This window comes from Bacteroides ovatus (genome assembly GCF_001314995.1).
Classification (GTDB): domain Bacteria; phylum Bacteroidota; class Bacteroidia; order Bacteroidales; family Bacteroidaceae; genus Bacteroides; species Bacteroides ovatus.
Genome location: NZ_CP012938.1, coordinates 5,508,522 through 5,526,253, shown reverse-complemented (window position 1 = coordinate 5,526,253; position 17,732 = coordinate 5,508,522). Strand labels below are relative to the sequence as shown.

At 43.0% G+C, this 17,732-nt stretch carries 14 protein-coding genes and 1 tRNA gene; 11 read left to right on the top strand and 4 right to left on the bottom strand.

From position 1 onward, the window contains the following. Window positions 1–4 precede the first annotated feature (4 nt). From rsmA to Bovatus_RS21005, 3 genes are all read left to right on the top strand, one after another. Complete coding sequence (gene rsmA, locus Bovatus_RS21015; protein ID WP_004301411.1) at window positions 5–805, top strand: 16S rRNA (adenine(1518)-N(6)/adenine(1519)-N(6))-dimethyltransferase RsmA; 801 nt, start codon at window positions 5–7, stop codon at window positions 803–805. 65 nt (window positions 806–870) lie between these two features. After that, a complete protein-coding gene (mgtE, locus tag Bovatus_RS21010; protein ID WP_004301409.1) occupies window positions 871–2,211 on the top strand; it encodes a magnesium transporter in 1,341 nt (446 codons plus the stop codon). 85 nt (window positions 2,212–2,296) lie between these two features. Continuing rightward, entirely contained in the window at window positions 2,297–4,150 is a 1,854-nt protein-coding gene (locus Bovatus_RS21005) for a DUF349 domain-containing protein (RefSeq protein ID WP_004301408.1), read from the top strand. Window positions 4,151–4,447: 297 nt separating this feature from the next. Here Bovatus_RS21005 and Bovatus_RS21000 read toward each other — a convergent pair. Then, window positions 4,448–4,518, bottom strand: a tRNA-Gln gene (locus Bovatus_RS21000). Between the two features lie 264 nt (window positions 4,519–4,782). Between Bovatus_RS21000 and rsfS the strand changes: the two genes are divergently transcribed. From rsfS to Bovatus_RS20985, 3 genes are read left to right on the top strand one after another with little or no spacing between them, the layout of a single operon-like run. Continuing rightward, window positions 4,783–5,142 (top strand): ribosome silencing factor, encoded by a 360-nt coding sequence (gene rsfS, locus Bovatus_RS20995; RefSeq protein WP_004301405.1) that lies wholly within the window; start codon window positions 4,783–4,785, stop codon window positions 5,140–5,142. 9 nt (window positions 5,143–5,151) lie between these two features. Continuing rightward, the gene (ftsH, locus tag Bovatus_RS20990; RefSeq protein WP_044918366.1) at window positions 5,152–7,302 is read left to right on the top strand and encodes an ATP-dependent zinc metalloprotease FtsH; all 2,151 of its coding nucleotides are present in this window, start codon (window positions 5,152–5,154) and stop codon (window positions 7,300–7,302) included. A gap of 16 nt (window positions 7,303–7,318) precedes the next feature. Continuing rightward, window positions 7,319–8,167: a phosphatidate cytidylyltransferase gene (locus tag Bovatus_RS20985; protein ID WP_004301401.1), complete on the top strand. Its 849-nt coding sequence runs from the start codon at window positions 7,319–7,321 to the stop codon at window positions 8,165–8,167. A gap of 102 nt (window positions 8,168–8,269) precedes the next feature. Here the strand turns inward: Bovatus_RS20985 and Bovatus_RS20980 are convergent, their stop codons facing one another. From Bovatus_RS20980 to surE, 3 genes are all read right to left on the bottom strand, one after another. Continuing rightward, entirely contained in the window at window positions 8,270–9,052 is a 783-nt protein-coding gene (locus Bovatus_RS20980) for a NigD1/NigD2 family lipoprotein (RefSeq protein ID WP_004301399.1), read from the bottom strand. A 93-nt stretch (window positions 9,053–9,145) separates the two neighbouring features. After that, entirely contained in the window at window positions 9,146–10,282 is a 1,137-nt protein-coding gene (lpxB, locus tag Bovatus_RS20975; RefSeq protein ID WP_004301397.1) for a lipid-A-disaccharide synthase, read from the bottom strand. Window positions 10,283–10,294: 12 nt separating this feature from the next. Next, complete coding sequence (gene surE / locus Bovatus_RS20970; RefSeq protein WP_004305393.1) at window positions 10,295–11,062, bottom strand: 5'/3'-nucleotidase SurE; 768 nt, start codon at window positions 11,060–11,062, stop codon at window positions 10,295–10,297. Between the two features lie 356 nt (window positions 11,063–11,418). On the opposite strand from surE, the gene Bovatus_RS20965 reads away from it, so the two are divergent. The 5 genes from Bovatus_RS20965 (at window position 11,419) to Bovatus_RS20945 (ending at window position 17,620) form a co-directional block, all read left to right on the top strand. Beyond that, a complete protein-coding gene (locus Bovatus_RS20965; protein WP_004301394.1) occupies window positions 11,419–12,183 on the top strand; it encodes a ParA family protein in 765 nt (254 codons plus the stop codon). Between the two features lie 15 nt (window positions 12,184–12,198). Beyond that, window positions 12,199–13,089: a ParB/RepB/Spo0J family partition protein gene (locus tag Bovatus_RS20960; RefSeq protein ID WP_004301392.1), complete on the top strand. Its 891-nt coding sequence runs from the start codon at window positions 12,199–12,201 to the stop codon at window positions 13,087–13,089. After that, window positions 13,090–13,977 carry a DUF5683 domain-containing protein gene (locus Bovatus_RS20955; RefSeq protein WP_004301390.1) on the top strand — a complete coding sequence of 296 codons (888 nt, stop codon included), beginning with the start codon at window positions 13,090–13,092 and terminating at the stop codon, window positions 13,975–13,977. 34 nt (window positions 13,978–14,011) lie between these two features. After that, window positions 14,012–15,307 (top strand): lytic transglycosylase domain-containing protein, encoded by a 1,296-nt coding sequence (locus Bovatus_RS20950; protein WP_004301388.1) that lies wholly within the window; start codon window positions 14,012–14,014, stop codon window positions 15,305–15,307. A 72-nt stretch (window positions 15,308–15,379) separates the two neighbouring features. After that, entirely contained in the window at window positions 15,380–17,620 is a 2,241-nt protein-coding gene (locus Bovatus_RS20945) for a RelA/SpoT family protein (protein ID WP_004301386.1), read from the top strand. Window positions 17,621–17,732: the final 112 nt, after the last annotated feature.

Here is a 17,732-nt window from a genome sequence, read left to right as displayed (position 1 = left end):
GTAAATGAAATTAGTAAAGCCTAAAAAGTTTCTCGGACAACACTTTCTGAAAGATCTGAAAGTTGCGCAAGATATTGCCGATACTGTCGACACCTTCCCTGAACTGCCTATTTTGGAGGTGGGACCGGGCATGGGAGTATTGACCCAGTTTTTGGTGAAAAAAGACCGGTTGATAAAGGTCGTAGAAGTTGACTATGAGTCGGTTGCCTATCTTCGCGAAGCTTATCCGTCGTTGGAGGACCACATCATCGAAGATGACTTTCTGAAAATGAACCTTCACCGGCTATTCGACGGCACACCTTTCGTACTGACCGGTAATTATCCGTATAACATCTCCAGCCAGATCTTTTTCAAGATGCTAGACAACAAAGATATCGTCCCCTGCTGTACGGGAATGATTCAAAAAGAGGTAGCCGAACGTATTGCAGCCGGACCGGGCAGCAAGACTTACGGTATCCTTAGCGTATTGATTCAGGCATGGTATAAAGTGGAATACCTATTCACAGTGAGTGAGCACGTGTTTAATCCGCCTCCCAAAGTGAAAAGTGCTGTTATCCGCATGACGCGCAACGAAACTAAAGAATTGGGATGTGACGAGAAACTGTTCAAACAGGTAGTGAAAACGACTTTCAACCAACGACGCAAAACATTGCGCAACTCTATTAAACCTATTTTAGGCAAAGATTGTCCACTCACGGAGAACATCTTATTTAATAAACGTCCGGAACAACTATCGGTAGCAGAATTTATCGACCTGACCAATAAAGTGGAAGAAGCATTAAAGACGGCAGGCAACAACCTATAACCGATCTACGGGCAGCAGTAAGCAGAGAACTGGATTTTGTAATTCGTAATTTGTAATTGACAACGATGAACGAGGAATACATTGACAACGTTAAACACCTTATTGAGCAAAAAGATGCCGATACGGTAAAAGGGCTTCTCATCGACCTCCATCCGGCCGACATTGCCGAATTGTGCAATGACCTGAATCCGGAAGAGGCTAAATTCATCTATCGCCTGCTCGATAATGAAATTGCCGCCGACGTGCTTGTCGAAATGGACGAAGACGCTCGTAAAGAACTGCTCGAAATGCTTCCTTCGGAGACAATCGCCAAACGCTTCGTTGACTACATGGATACGGACGATGCCGTAGACCTGATGCGTGAACTCGATGAAGATAAGCAGGAAGAGGTTCTTTCGCACATCGAGGACATTGAACAGGCAGGTGACATTGTCGACTTGTTGAAATACGACGAAAATACCGCCGGTGGTTTGATGGGTACGGAAATGGTACTCGTCAACGAGAACTGGAGTATGCCCGAATGTCTGAAAGAGATGCGTCAACAGGCGGAAGAGCTGGACGAAATCTATTATGTATATGTCATCGACGATGACGAACGTCTGCGAGGTATCTTCCCGCTCAAAAAGATGATTACTTCCCCTTCTGTATCGAAAGTGAAACACGTGATGCAGAAAGATCCGATTTCGGTACACGTAGATACTCCCATTGACGAGGTAGTACAGGCGATTGAGAAGTATGACTTGGTGGCTATCCCTGTTGTCGACAGTATCGGTCGGCTTGTGGGACAAATCACCGTCGACGACGTCATGGATGAAGTCCGTGAGCAGTCGGAACGTGACTATCAGTTGGCATCCGGTCTTTCGCAGGACGTAGAAACAGACGATAATGTATTGAGACAGACCACCGCCCGCCTCCCCTGGCTATTAATCGGTATGATCGGCGGAATCGGCAACTCTATGATATTGGGTAATTTCGACTCCACCTTTGCTGCCCATCCCGAAATGGCACTGTACATCCCGCTAATCGGTGGTACAGGAGGAAATGTCGGAACACAATCTTCGGCAATCATCGTACAGGGTCTGGCAAACAGCTCGCTGGACGCTAAAAATACCTTCAAGCAGATTACCAAGGAATCGGTAGTAGCTTTAATTAATGCCACTATTATCTCCTTATTAGTATACACCTACAACTTTATCAGGTTCGGCGCAACGGCTACGGTCACCTATTCCGTATCCATCAGCTTGTTTGCCGTGGTAATGTTCGCTTCTATTTTCGGGACACTGGTACCGATGACGCTGGAGAAGTTCAAAATCGATCCAGCCATTGCAACAGGTCCGTTTATAGCCATTACAAATGACATCATCGGAATGATGTTGTACATGGGAATAACCGTTTTATTATCATAAAAACACGATAAACAAAAAAAAATAAGCAAAATAGTATGAAGTAATCGTTTTATTTCATTAATTTGTGACCCAAAACTAATATACAATGATGGACGCTCATGACACTAATCAACCCTTGAACCAAGGGGAATTAGAAGAAGAAAAGAAAACAGTCGAGGTTTCTGAAGCTATTACAGAGACTCCGGCTGAAGATGTTACTGCCGAAGTTCAACCTGAAGCAGCTCCTAAACCTGCCACTAAGGAAGATGTACTAAACCAGCTAAAAGAGCTTGCGCAAGATGCTGAAAATGCGAACAAGCAGGATATTGACAATCTGAAACAATCATTCTACAAGTTACATAATGCCGAGTTGGAAGCTGCTAAGGTACAGTTTACAGACAACGGTGGAAACATTGAAGATTTTGTTGCCGAAGAGGACCCGACGGAAGAAGAATTCAAACGCCTGATGGGGGTTATCAAGGAAAAACGCAGTAAACAGGTTGCCGAGCTGGAACGCCAAAAGGAAGAAAACCTGCAAGTGAAACTTTCCATTATTGAAGAACTGAAAGAATTGGTGGAATCCGGAGATGACGCCAACAAATCTTATACGGAGTTCAAGAAGCTGCAACAGCAATGGAATGATACGAAACTGGTGCCGCAAGGTAAAGTGAATGAACTTTGGAAAAACTATCAATTATATGTAGAGAAGTTCTACGATTTATTGAAACTGAACAATGAGTTCCGCGAATACGACTTCAAAAAGAATCTGGAAATCAAAACGCATCTCTGCGAAGCTGCCGAAAAGTTGGCTGACGAGGAAGATGTTGTTTCCGCTTTCCACCAACTTCAGAAGTTACATCAGGAGTTCCGCGATACAGGTCCGGTAGCCAAAGAACTGCGTGATGAAATATGGAACCGGTTCAAAGCAGCTTCTACCGCTGTCAACCGCCGCCATCAGCAGCACTTCGAATCGTTGAAAGAAGCCGAACAGCATAATTTGGATCAAAAAACCGTCATCTGCGAAATCGTTGAAGCGATTGAGTATGATGAACTGAAAACATTCTCTGCCTGGGAAAACAAGACCCAGGAAGTGATTGCCTTGCAAAACAAATGGAAAACTATCGGTTTTGCGCCCCAAAAGATGAATGTGAAGATCTTCGAGCGTTTCCGCCATGCCTGCGATGATTTCTTCAAGAAGAAAGGAGAATTCTTCAAGAGCCTGAAAGAAGGAATGAACGAGAATCTGGAAAAGAAGAAAGCGCTCTGCGAAAAAGCGGAAGCCTTGAAAGATAGTACAGACTGGAAAGTAACTGCCGATGCACTGACCAAACTTCAAAAAGAATGGAAGACCATCGGACCGGTTGCCAAGAAACACTCGGATGCTATCTGGAAACGGTTTATCACAGCTTGCGACTACTTCTTCGAACAAAAGAACAAAGCTACTTCTTCACAACGTTCTGTAGAAACAGAGAATATGGAAAAGAAGAAAGCGTTGATCGAGAAGTTATCCGCTATTGATGAAAGCATGGATACCGAAGAAGCAAGTACATTGGTTCGGGATTTAATGAAAGAGTGGAACTCTATCGGTCATGTGCCGTTCAAAGAAAAAGATAAGTTATACAAGCAGTATCACGGAATCATCGATCAGTTATTCGACCGCTTTAACATCAATGCTTCCAACAAGAAGTTAAGTAACTTCCGTTCGAATATCAGCAATATCCAGGGAAGCGGTACTCAATCTCTGTACAGAGAACGTGAAAAGCTGGTACGTACTTATGAGAATATGAAGAATGAGCTTCAGACTTATGAGAACAATCTAGGCTTCCTGACTTCTACTTCTAAGAAAGGCAGCAGCCTGCTGACTGAATTGAACCGCAAGGTAGATAAGTTGAAAGCAGACTTGGAACTGGTATTACAAAAGATCAAAGTAATCGATGAATCAATAAAAGCAGAAGAATAAGAGTTCTGCCCGATTTAGAAAAATTAGAAACAGGTTTTATACTCACTTGAGCTATAAAACCTGTTTTTCTTTTCTACTAAACAAGACGACAGCCAGTTTAAGGATTTATTCTTTATCAATCAACCGCACGGCTTTTCATAAGATTAGCGTTTTTCGAACTATCAACGTGCATTCGTGTCACCGAATTAGCCACCGAATTAGCGTCAACTTTTTTCGGATGGTATTTGTCAAAGCACAAAAAAACCCGCTAAAATTGCATTTTTAGCGGGTTTTTGTCAGTAAAAAGCTGGTGTTTTGTTGGGCTACCTGGATTCGAACCAGGAATGACAGGACCAGAATCTGTAGTGTTACCATTACACCATAGCCCAATAATTTCCGTTTGCGGGTGCAAAGATACAAATATTTTGGGAATTCAAAACAATTCTGATATTTTTTTTGCAAAAATGTCCAAATAAGCTTTCCAAACAAAAGTATCTCCACTAAAAAACACAAAAATTGAGGGATAACTTTCTTGTATCCAATAAATCAGCGTATATTTGTCAAAAATATCACGTTTATAATCAGAAACAAAGGGTTGCCTTTTTTTGTTATAAACAAATAGAGAACATGAATTATTAATCTCAATTACAGGAATGAACGATACTAAAGTATTAATTGAAAAAATAAAAGAAGGAATTCAAGAGAAAAAAGGTAAAAAGATAATCGTTGCCGATTTAACCAGCATAGAAGATACCATCTGTAAATATTTCGTTATCTGTCAGGGAAATTCTCCCAGTCAAGTGAGTGCTATTGTAGATTCAATCAAGGAATTTACACGCAAAGGTGCGGATAGCAAACCTTATGCAATCGATGGACTCCGGAATGCTGAATGGGTGGCAATGGACTATGCCGATGTACTGGTACACGTCTTTTTACCGGAGACAAGAGATTTTTATAATCTTGAACACCTTTGGGCAGATGCCAAACTTACTCAAATCCCCGATCTAGACTAATTAATGATTATGGACAATAATAATAGCAATAATAACAATAGCAATAAACCTAACAATAAGGTTAATATGCCGAAGTTCAACCTGAACTGGATGTATATGATTATTGCCCTTATGCTTCTCGGCCTCTGGTGGGGCAGTGATTCAAAGGGAGCTGGAAGTAAAGCTGTAACTTACAGTGAATTTCAGGACTACGTAAAAAAGGGCTATGTAAACAAAGTATTGGGTTATGAAGATAAGTCAATCGAAGCTTTTCTTAAACCGACTGCTGTAGGGGCTGTTTTTGGAGCGGACTCTACCAAAGTGGGACGTAACCCTATCATTACAAGTAGAACGCCATCTACCGATAAACTGGAAGAGTTTTTGCAGGCAGAAAAGGAAGCCGGTCATTTTGACGGTTCTTCCGACTATCCGCCCAAATCGGATATTTTTCCCGCAATCCTGATCCAGATACTCCCGCTTGTCTTGCTTGTAGCGTTATGGATCTTCTTCATGCGCCGTATGAGCGGAGGTGGCAGTGGTGGCCCTGGCGGTGTATTTAACGTAGGAAAATCAAAAGCCCAGCTTTTTGAAAAAGGTGGAGCCATCAAGATTACATTTAAGGATGTAGCGGGTTTGGCAGAAGCGAAACAAGAGGTAGAGGAAATTGTAGAGTTCTTGAAGGAACCGCAGAAATATACGGATTTGGGAGGTAAGATACCCAAAGGAGCATTGCTGGTAGGCCCTCCGGGAACCGGTAAAACTTTGCTTGCCAAAGCTGTGGCGGGTGAAGCTAATGTTCCTTTCTTCTCACTGGCAGGTTCTGACTTCGTGGAAATGTTTGTGGGTGTAGGTGCATCCCGTGTTCGCGACTTGTTTAAACAGGCCAAAGAGAAAGCTCCTTGTATCGTCTTTATTGATGAGATTGATGCCGTAGGACGTGCTCGTGGCAAAAATCCTGCAATGGGAGGAAATGACGAACGCGAAAACACATTGAACCAGTTATTGACAGAGATGGACGGTTTCGGTTCCAACAGCGGTGTAATTATCCTTGCTGCTACTAACCGTGTAGACGTACTTGATAAAGCATTGCTCCGTGCAGGACGTTTTGACCGTCAGATACATGTGGATCTGCCCGACTTGAATGAACGTAAAGAAGTATTTGGTGTGCATTTGCGCCCGATCAAAATAGACGATAGTGTTGATGTAGACTTGCTGGCTCGCCAAACTCCGGGATTCTCGGGTGCGGATATCGCCAATGTCTGCAATGAAGCTGCATTGATCGCTGCCCGCCACGGAAAGAAATTTGTAGGCAAGCAAGACTTTCTGGATGCGGTAGACCGCATCATCGGTGGTCTGGAAAAGAAAACCAAGATTACTACGGAAGCTGAAAGACGTTCCATCGCTTTGCATGAAGCAGGACACGCCTCTATCTCCTGGTTATTGGAATATGCCAATCCGTTGATTAAGGTAACTATCGTTCCCCGCGGACGTGCATTAGGAGCTGCCTGGTATCTGCCGGAAGAACGTCAGATTACTACTAAGGAGCAAATGTTGGATGAAATGTGTGCTACTTTAGGAGGACGCGCCGCTGAAGATTTATTCCTCGGCCGCATTTCAACTGGTGCCATGAACGACTTGGAAAGAGTGACTAAACAGGCATACGGTATGATTGCTTATTTAGGTATGAGCGACAAGCTGCCGAATTTATGTTATTACAACAACGATGAATATTCTTTCAACCGTCCATACAGCGAAAAGACAGCCGAACTAATTGACGAAGAAGTCAAGAGAATGGTGAACGAGCAGTATGACCGCGCCAAGAGAATTCTGTCAGAGCACAAAGAAGGTCACAACGAACTGACGCAATTACTGATTGACAAAGAGGTAATCTTTGCGGAAGACGTTGAACGTATCTTCGGCAAACGCCCCTGGGCTTCGCGTTCGGAAGAAATCATGGCTGCTAAAGAAAGCCAGGATGCCGCAAGAGCTGAAAGGGAACTTGCCCAAAAGTTAAAAGAAGAAGAAAAAGAAATCAAAGAAGAAGAAGCTGAAAATACTGCAGAGGAGCAAGCTCCCATTGACACCAAAGTTGCCGCAGCAGGTAACAAGGTTACAGTGGAAGGCAAAGTTACCGTAGAGGGTAAGTCCAATGGAGAAGAACAAGCTAACGGGTCCAAATAATTAAAACGAATAGATTTTGATTAACAATTTCATAAAACGAGCTATTACGGGTGTACTCTTCGTTGCCATCTTGGTAGGGTGCATCCTTTATGACGCATTCAGTTTTGGCATTCTGTTTACCGTTATCAGTGCACTGACTATTTATGAGTTTGCACAGTTGGTAAATATGCGCGCAGAAGGAGTCAAGATAAACAAGACCATTAATATGCTCGGCGGGGCTTATTTATTCCTCGCAATCATGGGATTCTGCATTGATGCAGCCGATTCGAAAATATTCATCCCGTATGTGCTTTTATTGCTTTACATGATGATTAGCGAGTTGTATCTGAAAAAGGAGAACCCGGTACTTAACTGGGCTTATTCGATGCTTAGCCAACTTTATATCGGTCTGCCTTTTGCTTTGCTGAATGTATTGGCTTTCCATAATGATCCGGCATCGGAATTCAGTAGCATAAGCTATAATCCGATTCTACCGTTATCCATCTTTATTTTCCTTTGGCTGAATGATACGGGTGCTTATTGCATCGGGTCACTGATAGGCAAACACCGACTCTTTGAACGCATCTCTCCCAAGAAATCATGGGAAGGTTCTATCGGCGGCGGAGTTGTAGCAATCGGAGTGTCTTTTATACTTGCTCACTACTTCCCATTTATGTCAATGATGGAATGGGCAGGACTGGCATTGGTAGTGGTTATATTCGGTACATGGGGCGACCTGACGGAGTCATTGCTAAAACGCCAATTGCACGTAAAGGATTCGGGAAATATTCTTCCGGGACATGGAGGGATGCTCGATCGGTTTGACAGTTCTTTGATGGCCATACCGGCAGCAGTCGTTTACTTATATGCATTAACATGGTTCTAACAGGAGTTTTTCTCATCGATTAGAATTGCACACAATACAAAAGGTCGGGAACTTCGATAGAAGTATCCCGACCTTTTTCACACACAGTAAATCATAGTTAGGTTATCGGATCGAAGAAGTGGAGTGTACATCCTTCGCAGCTTCCGGCACACCTACCGGATGTTCCAGATCAAGAACGATCACTCTTCCTTCTCCATGTTCTCTTGAATTTATAGTCACTTTAAAACCTTTCATTGTTGATTCGGCATCTTTTTCCGTTGGGAAGAACTTTTCCAAATTATAAGAAACTCGTCCCCATCCCCAATAGTCAGTCACATCCTCATACGTATTATAACGCAGTTCCAAATGTACGTAACCATCTTCAGCTACATTCAATGTTCCCGGTTCTGATGGTTCTCCCGTTTCTATCTTATTTTGCACAAGGCTGATACGATGTTTCTCCGAGCGAGGCAGCTCCTGACGGAAAATAACATTCAGGAATTTTCCTCCCAACCACATGTCACCCTGATAAATCAGGATAGGATCATTGCCGAATTCCACCGCTTCTTCCTCTGTGGTCATATCTTCCACTTCCTTTGTCAACAATTCCTGTACACCTTCCATTTTCACCTGAACTCCTTTTCCTCCTTCCATGTCATACAAAGGATTGAAAAAGGCCACTACACGTTCACCGTCTACCGGTTTAAACCAAGGTATGGAAGTAGCAACCGGATCAATCAATCCCCAACGATCACCTTCCAAATAATAACCTCCTCCACCGGTTGCCCGAACGGTCGCCCAATCCCAACTGAAATCTCCGATAGAATAACCATCATCATCACATGATTGCAACATTGGCACTAATGCCAATAACAACATTCCTAAAAGCCACTTAAATTTTTTCATATCTTTTTCCTTTCTTTTTTTAGTCTTCTGCTTAATAAATAAAAAAGCCGTGCAATTACTGCATCGGCTTTACGTTTATTCAGAAAAAGAAAGTTATTTTTTCAACAAGCGCAGCATTTCACGAGCTGCATGACAGGGAGCACCGGCAGGTCCCAACCGTTCCGCCACATATTCATATCCCAAAAGCATTTCATTTCTATATGCTTCATTTTCAATGATATTTTTCAATTCATTTTGCATATTCTTCACGGTCATCGTATCCGCCACCAACTCTTTTACCACTTCACGGTCGGCAATCAGATTAACCAACGAAATAAATTTCACGGTCAAGATATGACGCCGCAAGAAGGAAACCACTTTCCCTATCGGAGTGTAATAACAAACGACTTGGGGAACACGGAACAATGCCGTCTCAAGAGTAGCCGTGCCTGAAGTGACCAACGCCACATCTGCGTGTTGCAACAAACGATAGGTTTGATCGAAAATGATTTTCACTTTCGACTCTCCTACATATTTTTTATAATATTCAGGAGCAATGGCAGGAGCACCCGCCAGAACAAGCTGATAATCGGGAAAAGCAGAAGCAGCCTTCAACATATCTGGTAGATTATCTTTGATTTCCTGTTTCCGGCTACCTGCAAGAAGAGCTATTACCGGTTTTTCTTCCAGTTGATTCTCCGCAATAAACTGATCCTTATTTTTCGGATGAGCTTTCTGATAAGCCACCACCTCATCCACGGTAGGATTTCCAACATAGTGGATGGGGTATTGATGCTTTCCTTCGAAGAACTCTACTTCAAAAGGAAGAATGGAGAAAAGTTCGTCTACATCTCGTTTTATATTCTTGATGCGATACTCTTTCCAGGCCCATATCTTCGGAGAAATATAATAATAAACCGGGATCTGTGTCTTTGCATGGACAAACTTGGCTATATCCAGATTGAATCCCGGATAGTCCACCAGAATAACAACATCCGGTTGCCAGGAAACAATATCTCCTTTACAACGCTTCATATTTGCAAAGATAGTGCGCAGATGGAGCAACACGGGAATAAAACCCATGTATGCCAGTTCTTTATAATGCTTCACCATCGTTCCTCCGACGGCAGCCATCAAATCACCTCCGAAAAACCGGAAATCAGCCTGCGGATCTTCTGCCTTTAAGGCAGCCATCAGATGAGAAGCGTGCAAGTCGCCGGAAGCTTCGCCGACAATCAGATAATACTTCATGATAGTTGATAGTTAACTAAACCATTTGTTAAGTTCATCCATAAAGTGATAAGCTGTCACATCAACCGTGGTCGGAGTGATAGCAACATAGCCATTTGCCAAAGCCCAATGATCGTTCCTCTCATTTTCAAGTTCGTGATCGGTAAATTCACCGGTCAACCAGAAATAATTCGGATCGTTCAGACGGGGACAGGCAGCCCATTCGTTCGTCCAACGACCTTTTGCCTGTTCACAGATTTTGATTCCTTTGATATCGGTCGTATCCGGGAAGTTTACGTTCAGACAGGTTAAAGGAGGAAGTCCTTTTTCCAGTACCATGGCGGCAATACTGCGAATATAAGGTCCGGTAGCTTCAAAATCGGCATCGGGTGCATGATTGCACAAAGAGAAGCCTATAGAAGGGATTCCATTCAAACAGCCTTCGAATACCACTCCCATTGTGCCGGAATAATGCACGTTAGTGGCAGAGTTGTCTCCATGATTGATACCGCCGACTACCAAGTCCGGTGTCCGGTCGAGCACTGTGTTCCGTGCCAATTTGATACAATCGGTCGGTGTTCCCGAACATTTATAAACAGTTAAACCTACTTCTTTCTTTACTAACTGGTAATGAACAGGCTGCGTCACCGTCAGCGCACAACCACTGCCCGAGCGCGGAGCATCAGGTGCCATTACCACAATATCTCCCAAAGGGCGAAGAAACTTCACCAGTTCATTAATCCCTTTAGCCATCACGCCATCGTCATTTGAAACAAGTATCAACGGCTTTTCATTTTCCATATCTTCAATCCTTTCCTTTTTTATATTCGCACAAAAGTAACAAAAAGAAGCCGTACCGCCAAACACCTCCCTACATCAGATCGAAAAGTCTCTTTCCGCCCCACTCCTACCCGTTTACAAATCTTAATCTTCTGCAAGCGAGCAAAAAAAGAAATAGATATCCAATATAAATATGTATATTTGCAAGCTCGTTAAAGAGAAAAGAAGATGATGAACCTGTTGAAGTTTTGTAACCGTTTCGTCCGACAGTTATTAACAAAACAGGCGACTTATCAACAGAAATTGCAAAGTTTCTCTTTTTTCGTAGGCGCTCTAAGGATTTATCACTTATTTCGCTGCCAATAAATTTAGAGAATATGGGAAAAATTATTGCTTTGGCCAATCAAAAAGGCGGTGTAGGAAAGACAACGACTACGATTAATCTCGCAGCTTCACTTGCTACACTGGAAAAAAAGGTACTCGTAGTAGATGCCGACCCGCAAGCTAATGCCTCTTCCGGCTTGGGAGTAGACATCAAGCAGTCGGAATGCACTATCTATGAATGTATTATTGACAGAGCCAACGTACAGGACGCTATCCTTGATACGGAGATTGATTCTTTGAAAGTAATCTCTTCGCACATCAATCTCGTAGGAGCAGAGATTGAAATGCTGAACCTCCCAAACCGAGAAAAGATACTAAAAGAAGTACTCACGCCTTTGAAGAAAGAATATGACTATATTCTGATAGACTGTTCTCCTTCATTAGGACTAATCACGATCAACGCCCTAACGGCAGCCGACTCCGTGATTATCCCCGTTCAAGCTGAATATTTTGCTCTTGAAGGTATTAGCAAATTGTTGAATACCATCAAAATCATCAAGTCGAAACTGAATCCGGCTTTAGAAATCGAAGGTTTCTTACTGACAATGTATGACTCTCGTCTGCGTCAGGCTAATCAGATTTACGATGAAGTGAAACGTCATTTCCAGGAACTGGTATTCAACACCGTTATTCAACGAAATGTGAAATTGAGCGAGGCTCCCAGCTACGGTGTCCCGACCATCCTTTACGATGCGGAATCTACCGGCGCCAAAAATCACCTGGCCCTTGCTAAAGAGATTATCAACCGAAATAAATAAAAGAAAGAAGAAGATATGGCAACACAAAAAAGAAATGCATTAGGACGTGGTCTCGACGCCTTGCTCTCAATGGATGATGTGAAAACCGAAGGGTCTTCTTCCATTAATGAAATAGAGCTGGCAAAGATTACTGTCAATCCCAACCAGCCCCGCCGTGAGTTTGACGAAACAGCATTGCAGGAACTGGCTGATTCCATTGCGGAAATCGGTATCATCCAACCTATCACTTTACGCAAACTCTCGGACGATGAGTATCAGATCATCGCGGGAGAGCGTCGTTATCGTGCATCACAAAGAGCAGGACTGAAAACAATCCCTGCTTATATACGCACTGCCGACGACGAAAACATGATGGAAATGGCGCTGATTGAAAATATCCAGCGTGAAGACCTGAATGCCGTAGAAATCGCACTTGCCTACCAGCATCTGCTCGATCAGTACGAACTGACACAGGAACGTCTTAGCGAACGTATCGGAAAGAAACGAACGACGATCGCCAACTACCTGCGCTTACTGAAATTGCCGGCTCCAATACAGATGGCCCTGCAAAACAAGCAGCTGGACATGGGACATGCCCGTGCGCTGATTTCATTAGGCGACCCTAAACTACAAGTTAAAATATTCGAAGAAATACAAGAACACGGATATTCAGTCCGCAAAGTAGAAGAAATTGTTAAATCATTAAGCGAAGGAGAAGCTGTGAAAAGCGGCACACGGAAAATAACACCCAAACGTGGCAAACTTCCTGAAGAATTCAACTTATTGAAGCAACAACTCTCCGGCTTTTTCAACACCAAGGTACAACTCACCTGCTCTGAAAAGGGAAAAGGCAAGATCAGTATTCCTTTCGGGAACGAGGAGGAACTGGAACGTATCATGGAAATCTTCGATACGCTAAAGAAGTAAATGACAAGAAAAAGTAAGAAATATCAGTTACTAGTCAGCGCCCTGCTTCTCTGTTTTTTACAGGTGGCAGGGATTGATGTGTATGCACAATCCACTGTTACTCCGGCACGGAAAGATACAACAATCATACAGCGCGAAGCGCCGAAAGCCCGTGCACGAAGGCATCGTGATCCGATAATACAGGACTCGGTGAAGAAGGATTCTATCCAAATCATACCATCCAAAGAACTTCCGGCCATCGACAGTTTGTCAGCTGCTAAAATACAGATAGCGGATAGCTTGGATGCAGCCAACAAGAAAGAGCTGAAAAAGATAGAGCAACCTGCCTCCATTGTTGTAAAGACCGACACTGTGCCGCCACCTGCTCAAGATATTAACAAGAAAATATTTATCCCAAATCCGACCAAAGCAACGTGGCTGGCAGTCGTATTCCCCGGTGGAGGACAGATTTACAACCGTAAATACTGGAAATTACCTATTATATATGGAGGATTTGCTGGTTGTGCTTACGCCTTAAGTTGGAACGGTAAGATGTACAAAGACTATTCGCAAGCCTATCTGGACATTATGGACAGCAATCCGAATACGAAAAGTTACGAAGATTTGTTGCCCCCGAACTCCACTTATAATGAGGAGCAGCTAAAAAACACACTAAAAAGAAGAAAAGATATGTTCCGTCGTTATCGGGACCTTAGTATATTTGCATTTATCGGAGTTTACCTGATCTCTATCATCGACGCTTATGTAGATGCGGAGTTATCCAACTTCGATATAACCCCCGACTTGAGTATGAAAGTAGAGCCGGCCGTTATTGATAATAACAACCAGTTCCGCTCCAACAGTTTTAAAAACAAGTCGGTTGGTCTGCAATGCGTATTACGATTTTAAAAAACACAATTTAGATTGATCTTATTATTGAAGCATGAAGAAATTAGTTAACTATTGTTCGATTATTTTTCTTTTACTAGTGGCCACGTCGCAGGTAAAAGCGCAAAGTGTAGATGTAGTGATTCGTGAAAATGGAACTGAACGCAAAGAAAGCATCGACCTGCCTAAAAGTATGACTTATCCACTTGACAGTCTATTGAATGACTGGAAAGCTAAAAATTATATTGATTTAGGCAAGGATTGCAGTACGGCTGAAATCAATCCTTTATTCAGTGACTCTGTCTATATCGACCGCTTGTCACGCATCCCGGCCATCATGGAAATGCCTTATAATGATATTATCCGCAAATTCATCGATATGTATGCAGGACGCTTGCGCAATCAGGTTTCTTTCATGCTAAGTGCCTGCAACTTCTATATGCCGATCTTTGAAGAAGCACTGGATGCATACGGACTTCCACTGGAACTAAGATATCTGCCGATTATCGAATCTGCGTTGAACCCATCAGCCGTATCACGTGCAGGTGCTTCCGGTCTGTGGCAATTTATGATCGGTACAGGTAAGATCTATGGTTTGGAATCAAACAGCCTGGTAGATGAACGCCGTGACCCGATTAAAGCGACTTGGGCTGCCGCACGTTACCTCAAAGAAATGTATGATATCTATGGAGACTGGAACCTGGTAATTGCTGCTTATAACTGTGGCCCCGGTACAATCAATAAGGCAATCCGCCGTGCCAATGGCGAAACTGATTATTGGAAAATCTACAATTATCTGCCTAAAGAAACACGTGGCTATGTGCCTGCCTTTATCGCTGCCAACTATGTGATGACTTACTACTGCGATCACAATATCTGCCCGATGGAAACTAATATTCCGGCAAGTACTGACACAGTGCAAGTAAACAAAAATCTGCACTTCGAACAAATCGCTGACCTTTGTAATGTACCTCTGGATCAGATCAAGAGTCTGAATCCGCAATATAAGAAGCAAATGATTCCGGGTGACAGCAAACCTTATACGTTAAGACTGCCTATTGACGCGATCAGTACTTTTATCGATAAGCAAGATACGATTTATACGCATCGTGCCGATGAGTTGTTCCGCAACCGGAAAACCGTTGCTGTAAAGGATATTACACCTGCAACCCGCAAAACGACATCAGCAGTTGCCGGTAAGGGAAATCTGACCTATTATACAATAAAAAGTGGAGACACTTTATCCACTATTGCCAGAAAGTATGGTGTCACAATTAAGGATATACAAAGGTGGAATGGAATGTCTAGCACTAAAATTGCAGCAGGAAAACGATTGAAAATATACAAATAAATAACTTCCTGCTTGCATCGTTCGGAAATTTGCTTATTTTTGCAGAACTAAGCAAGTGAAAGGATAACAATTATGGATAATCTGGCCCCCAAAGAAATAGCTGACGAAGAGATGATTAATCAGGCGTTCCACGAACTACTGAATGATTATCTCAATACTAAGCATCGCAAAAAAGTTGAAATCATTACGAAGGCTTTCAACTTTGCCAATCAGGCGCATAAAGGTATCAAACGCCGTTCGGGCGAACCTTATATTATGCACCCGATTGCCGTTGCCAGCATTGTATGCAATGAAATAGGTCTCGGTTCCACTTCTATATGTGCAGCCTTGCTGCATGATGTGGTAGAGGACACTGATTACACAGTGGAAGACATCGAGAATATCTTTGGTCCGAAGATCGCCCAGATTGTGGACGGACTGACTAAAATATCCGGTGGAATCTTCGGTGACCGCGCTTCGGCACAGGCAGAGAACTTCAAGAAGTTGCTGCTCACCATGTCGAACGACATCCGGGTCATTCTTATCAAGATAGCAGACCGCTTGCACAACATGCGTACCCTTGGTTCCATGTTACCCAACAAGCAATATAAGATTGCAGGCGAAACGCTTTACATCTATGCTCCACTTGCCAACCGCTTGGGGCTTTATAAGATAAAAACGGAGCTTGAGAATCTAAGCTTCAAATATGAACATCCCGAAGAATATGCGGAAATAGAAGAGAAGTTGAATGCTACTGCCGCTGAACGTGACAAGGTTTTCAACGACTTCACGGCCCCGATTCGTACCCAACTGGATAAGATGGGATTGAAATACCGGATACTTGCCCGTGTAAAATCAATCTATTCCATCTGGAACAAGATGCAGACCAAACATGTTCCTTTCGAAGAAATATACGATTTACTGGCTGTTCGAATCATCTTCGAACCACGTAATGAAGAAGAAGAGCTCAATGACTGTTTCGATATCTACGTTTCTATCTCCAAGATATACAAACCCCACCCGGACCGTTTGCGCGATTGGGTCAGCCATCCTAAAGCTAATGGTTATCAGGCATTGCACGTCACTCTGATGGGTAACAACGGACAATGGATTGAAGTCCAGATTCGTAGTGAACGGATGAATGACGTTGCCGAACAAGGTTTCGCAGCCCACTGGAAATACAAAGAAGGAGGAGGCAGCGAGGATGAAGGTGAATTGGAAAAATGGTTAAGAACGATTAAGGAGATATTAGATGATCCGCAACCGGATGCCATTGACTTTCTGGATACCATTAAGCTAAATTTATTTGCTTCTGAAATATTCGTGTTCACTCCTAAAGGCGAACTGAAGACTATGCCGCAGAACTCTACGGCTCTCGACTTTGCATTTTCCCTGCACACGGATATTGGTAGCCATTGTATTGGCGCCAAAGTCAATCATAAATTAGTGCCGTTGAGCCACAAATTGCAAAGTGGTGACCAAGTTGAAATCCTTACTTCAAAATCGCAACGCGTACAACCGCAATGGGAAGTTTTTGCAACCACTGCCCGTGCCCGCGCCAAGATAGCAGCCATTCTCCGCAAAGAGCGTAAAGCAAACCAGAAGATAGGAGAAGAAATCCTTAGTGAGTTTCTGAAAAAGGAGGAAGTCCGTCCGGAAGAAGCTGCTATCGAAAAGCTACGCAAACTGCATAATGCCAAGAATGAGGAAGAACTGCTGGCTGCCATTGGCAGTAAAGCAATCGTTTTGGGAGAAGCGGACAAGAATGAACTGAAAGAAAAGCAAACCAGTAACTGGAAGAAATATCTGACTTTCTCTTTCGGCAATAGCAAAGAGAAGCAGGAAGAGAAAGAACCGCAGGAAAAAGAAAAAATCAACCCGAAAGAGGTGCTCAAACTGACGGAAGAAAGTTTGCAGAAGAAATATATCATGGCCGAATGTTGCCATCCTATTCCCGGTGACGATGTATTGGGATATGTGGATGAAAACGACCGGATCATTATTCACAAGCGCCAATGCCCTGTTGCTGCCAAATTGAAGAGTAGCTATGGCAACCGCATATTAGCGACCGAATGGGATACACACAAAGAACTGTCTTTCCTGGTATATATATATATAAAAGGTATAGATAATATGGGACTTTTGAATGAAGTCACTCAAGTTATCTCCAGACAGCTCAATGTAAATATCCGTAAGCTGACCATCGAAACCGAAGATGGCATCTTTGAAGGAAAAATTCAGTTGTGGGTACATGATGTAGATGATGTAAAAACCATCTGCAACAATCTGAAGAAAATACAGAATATCAAACAGGTGAGCCGTGTAGAAGAATAGCTTTCAAACGGTAAATAAGAAAACGATGAACGGTGAATAAGTTGCAGTATCATGCAAATTGTTCGCCGTTCATTTTGTTATGAGGTTTCTTGCCTATCGAATCCATGATCGA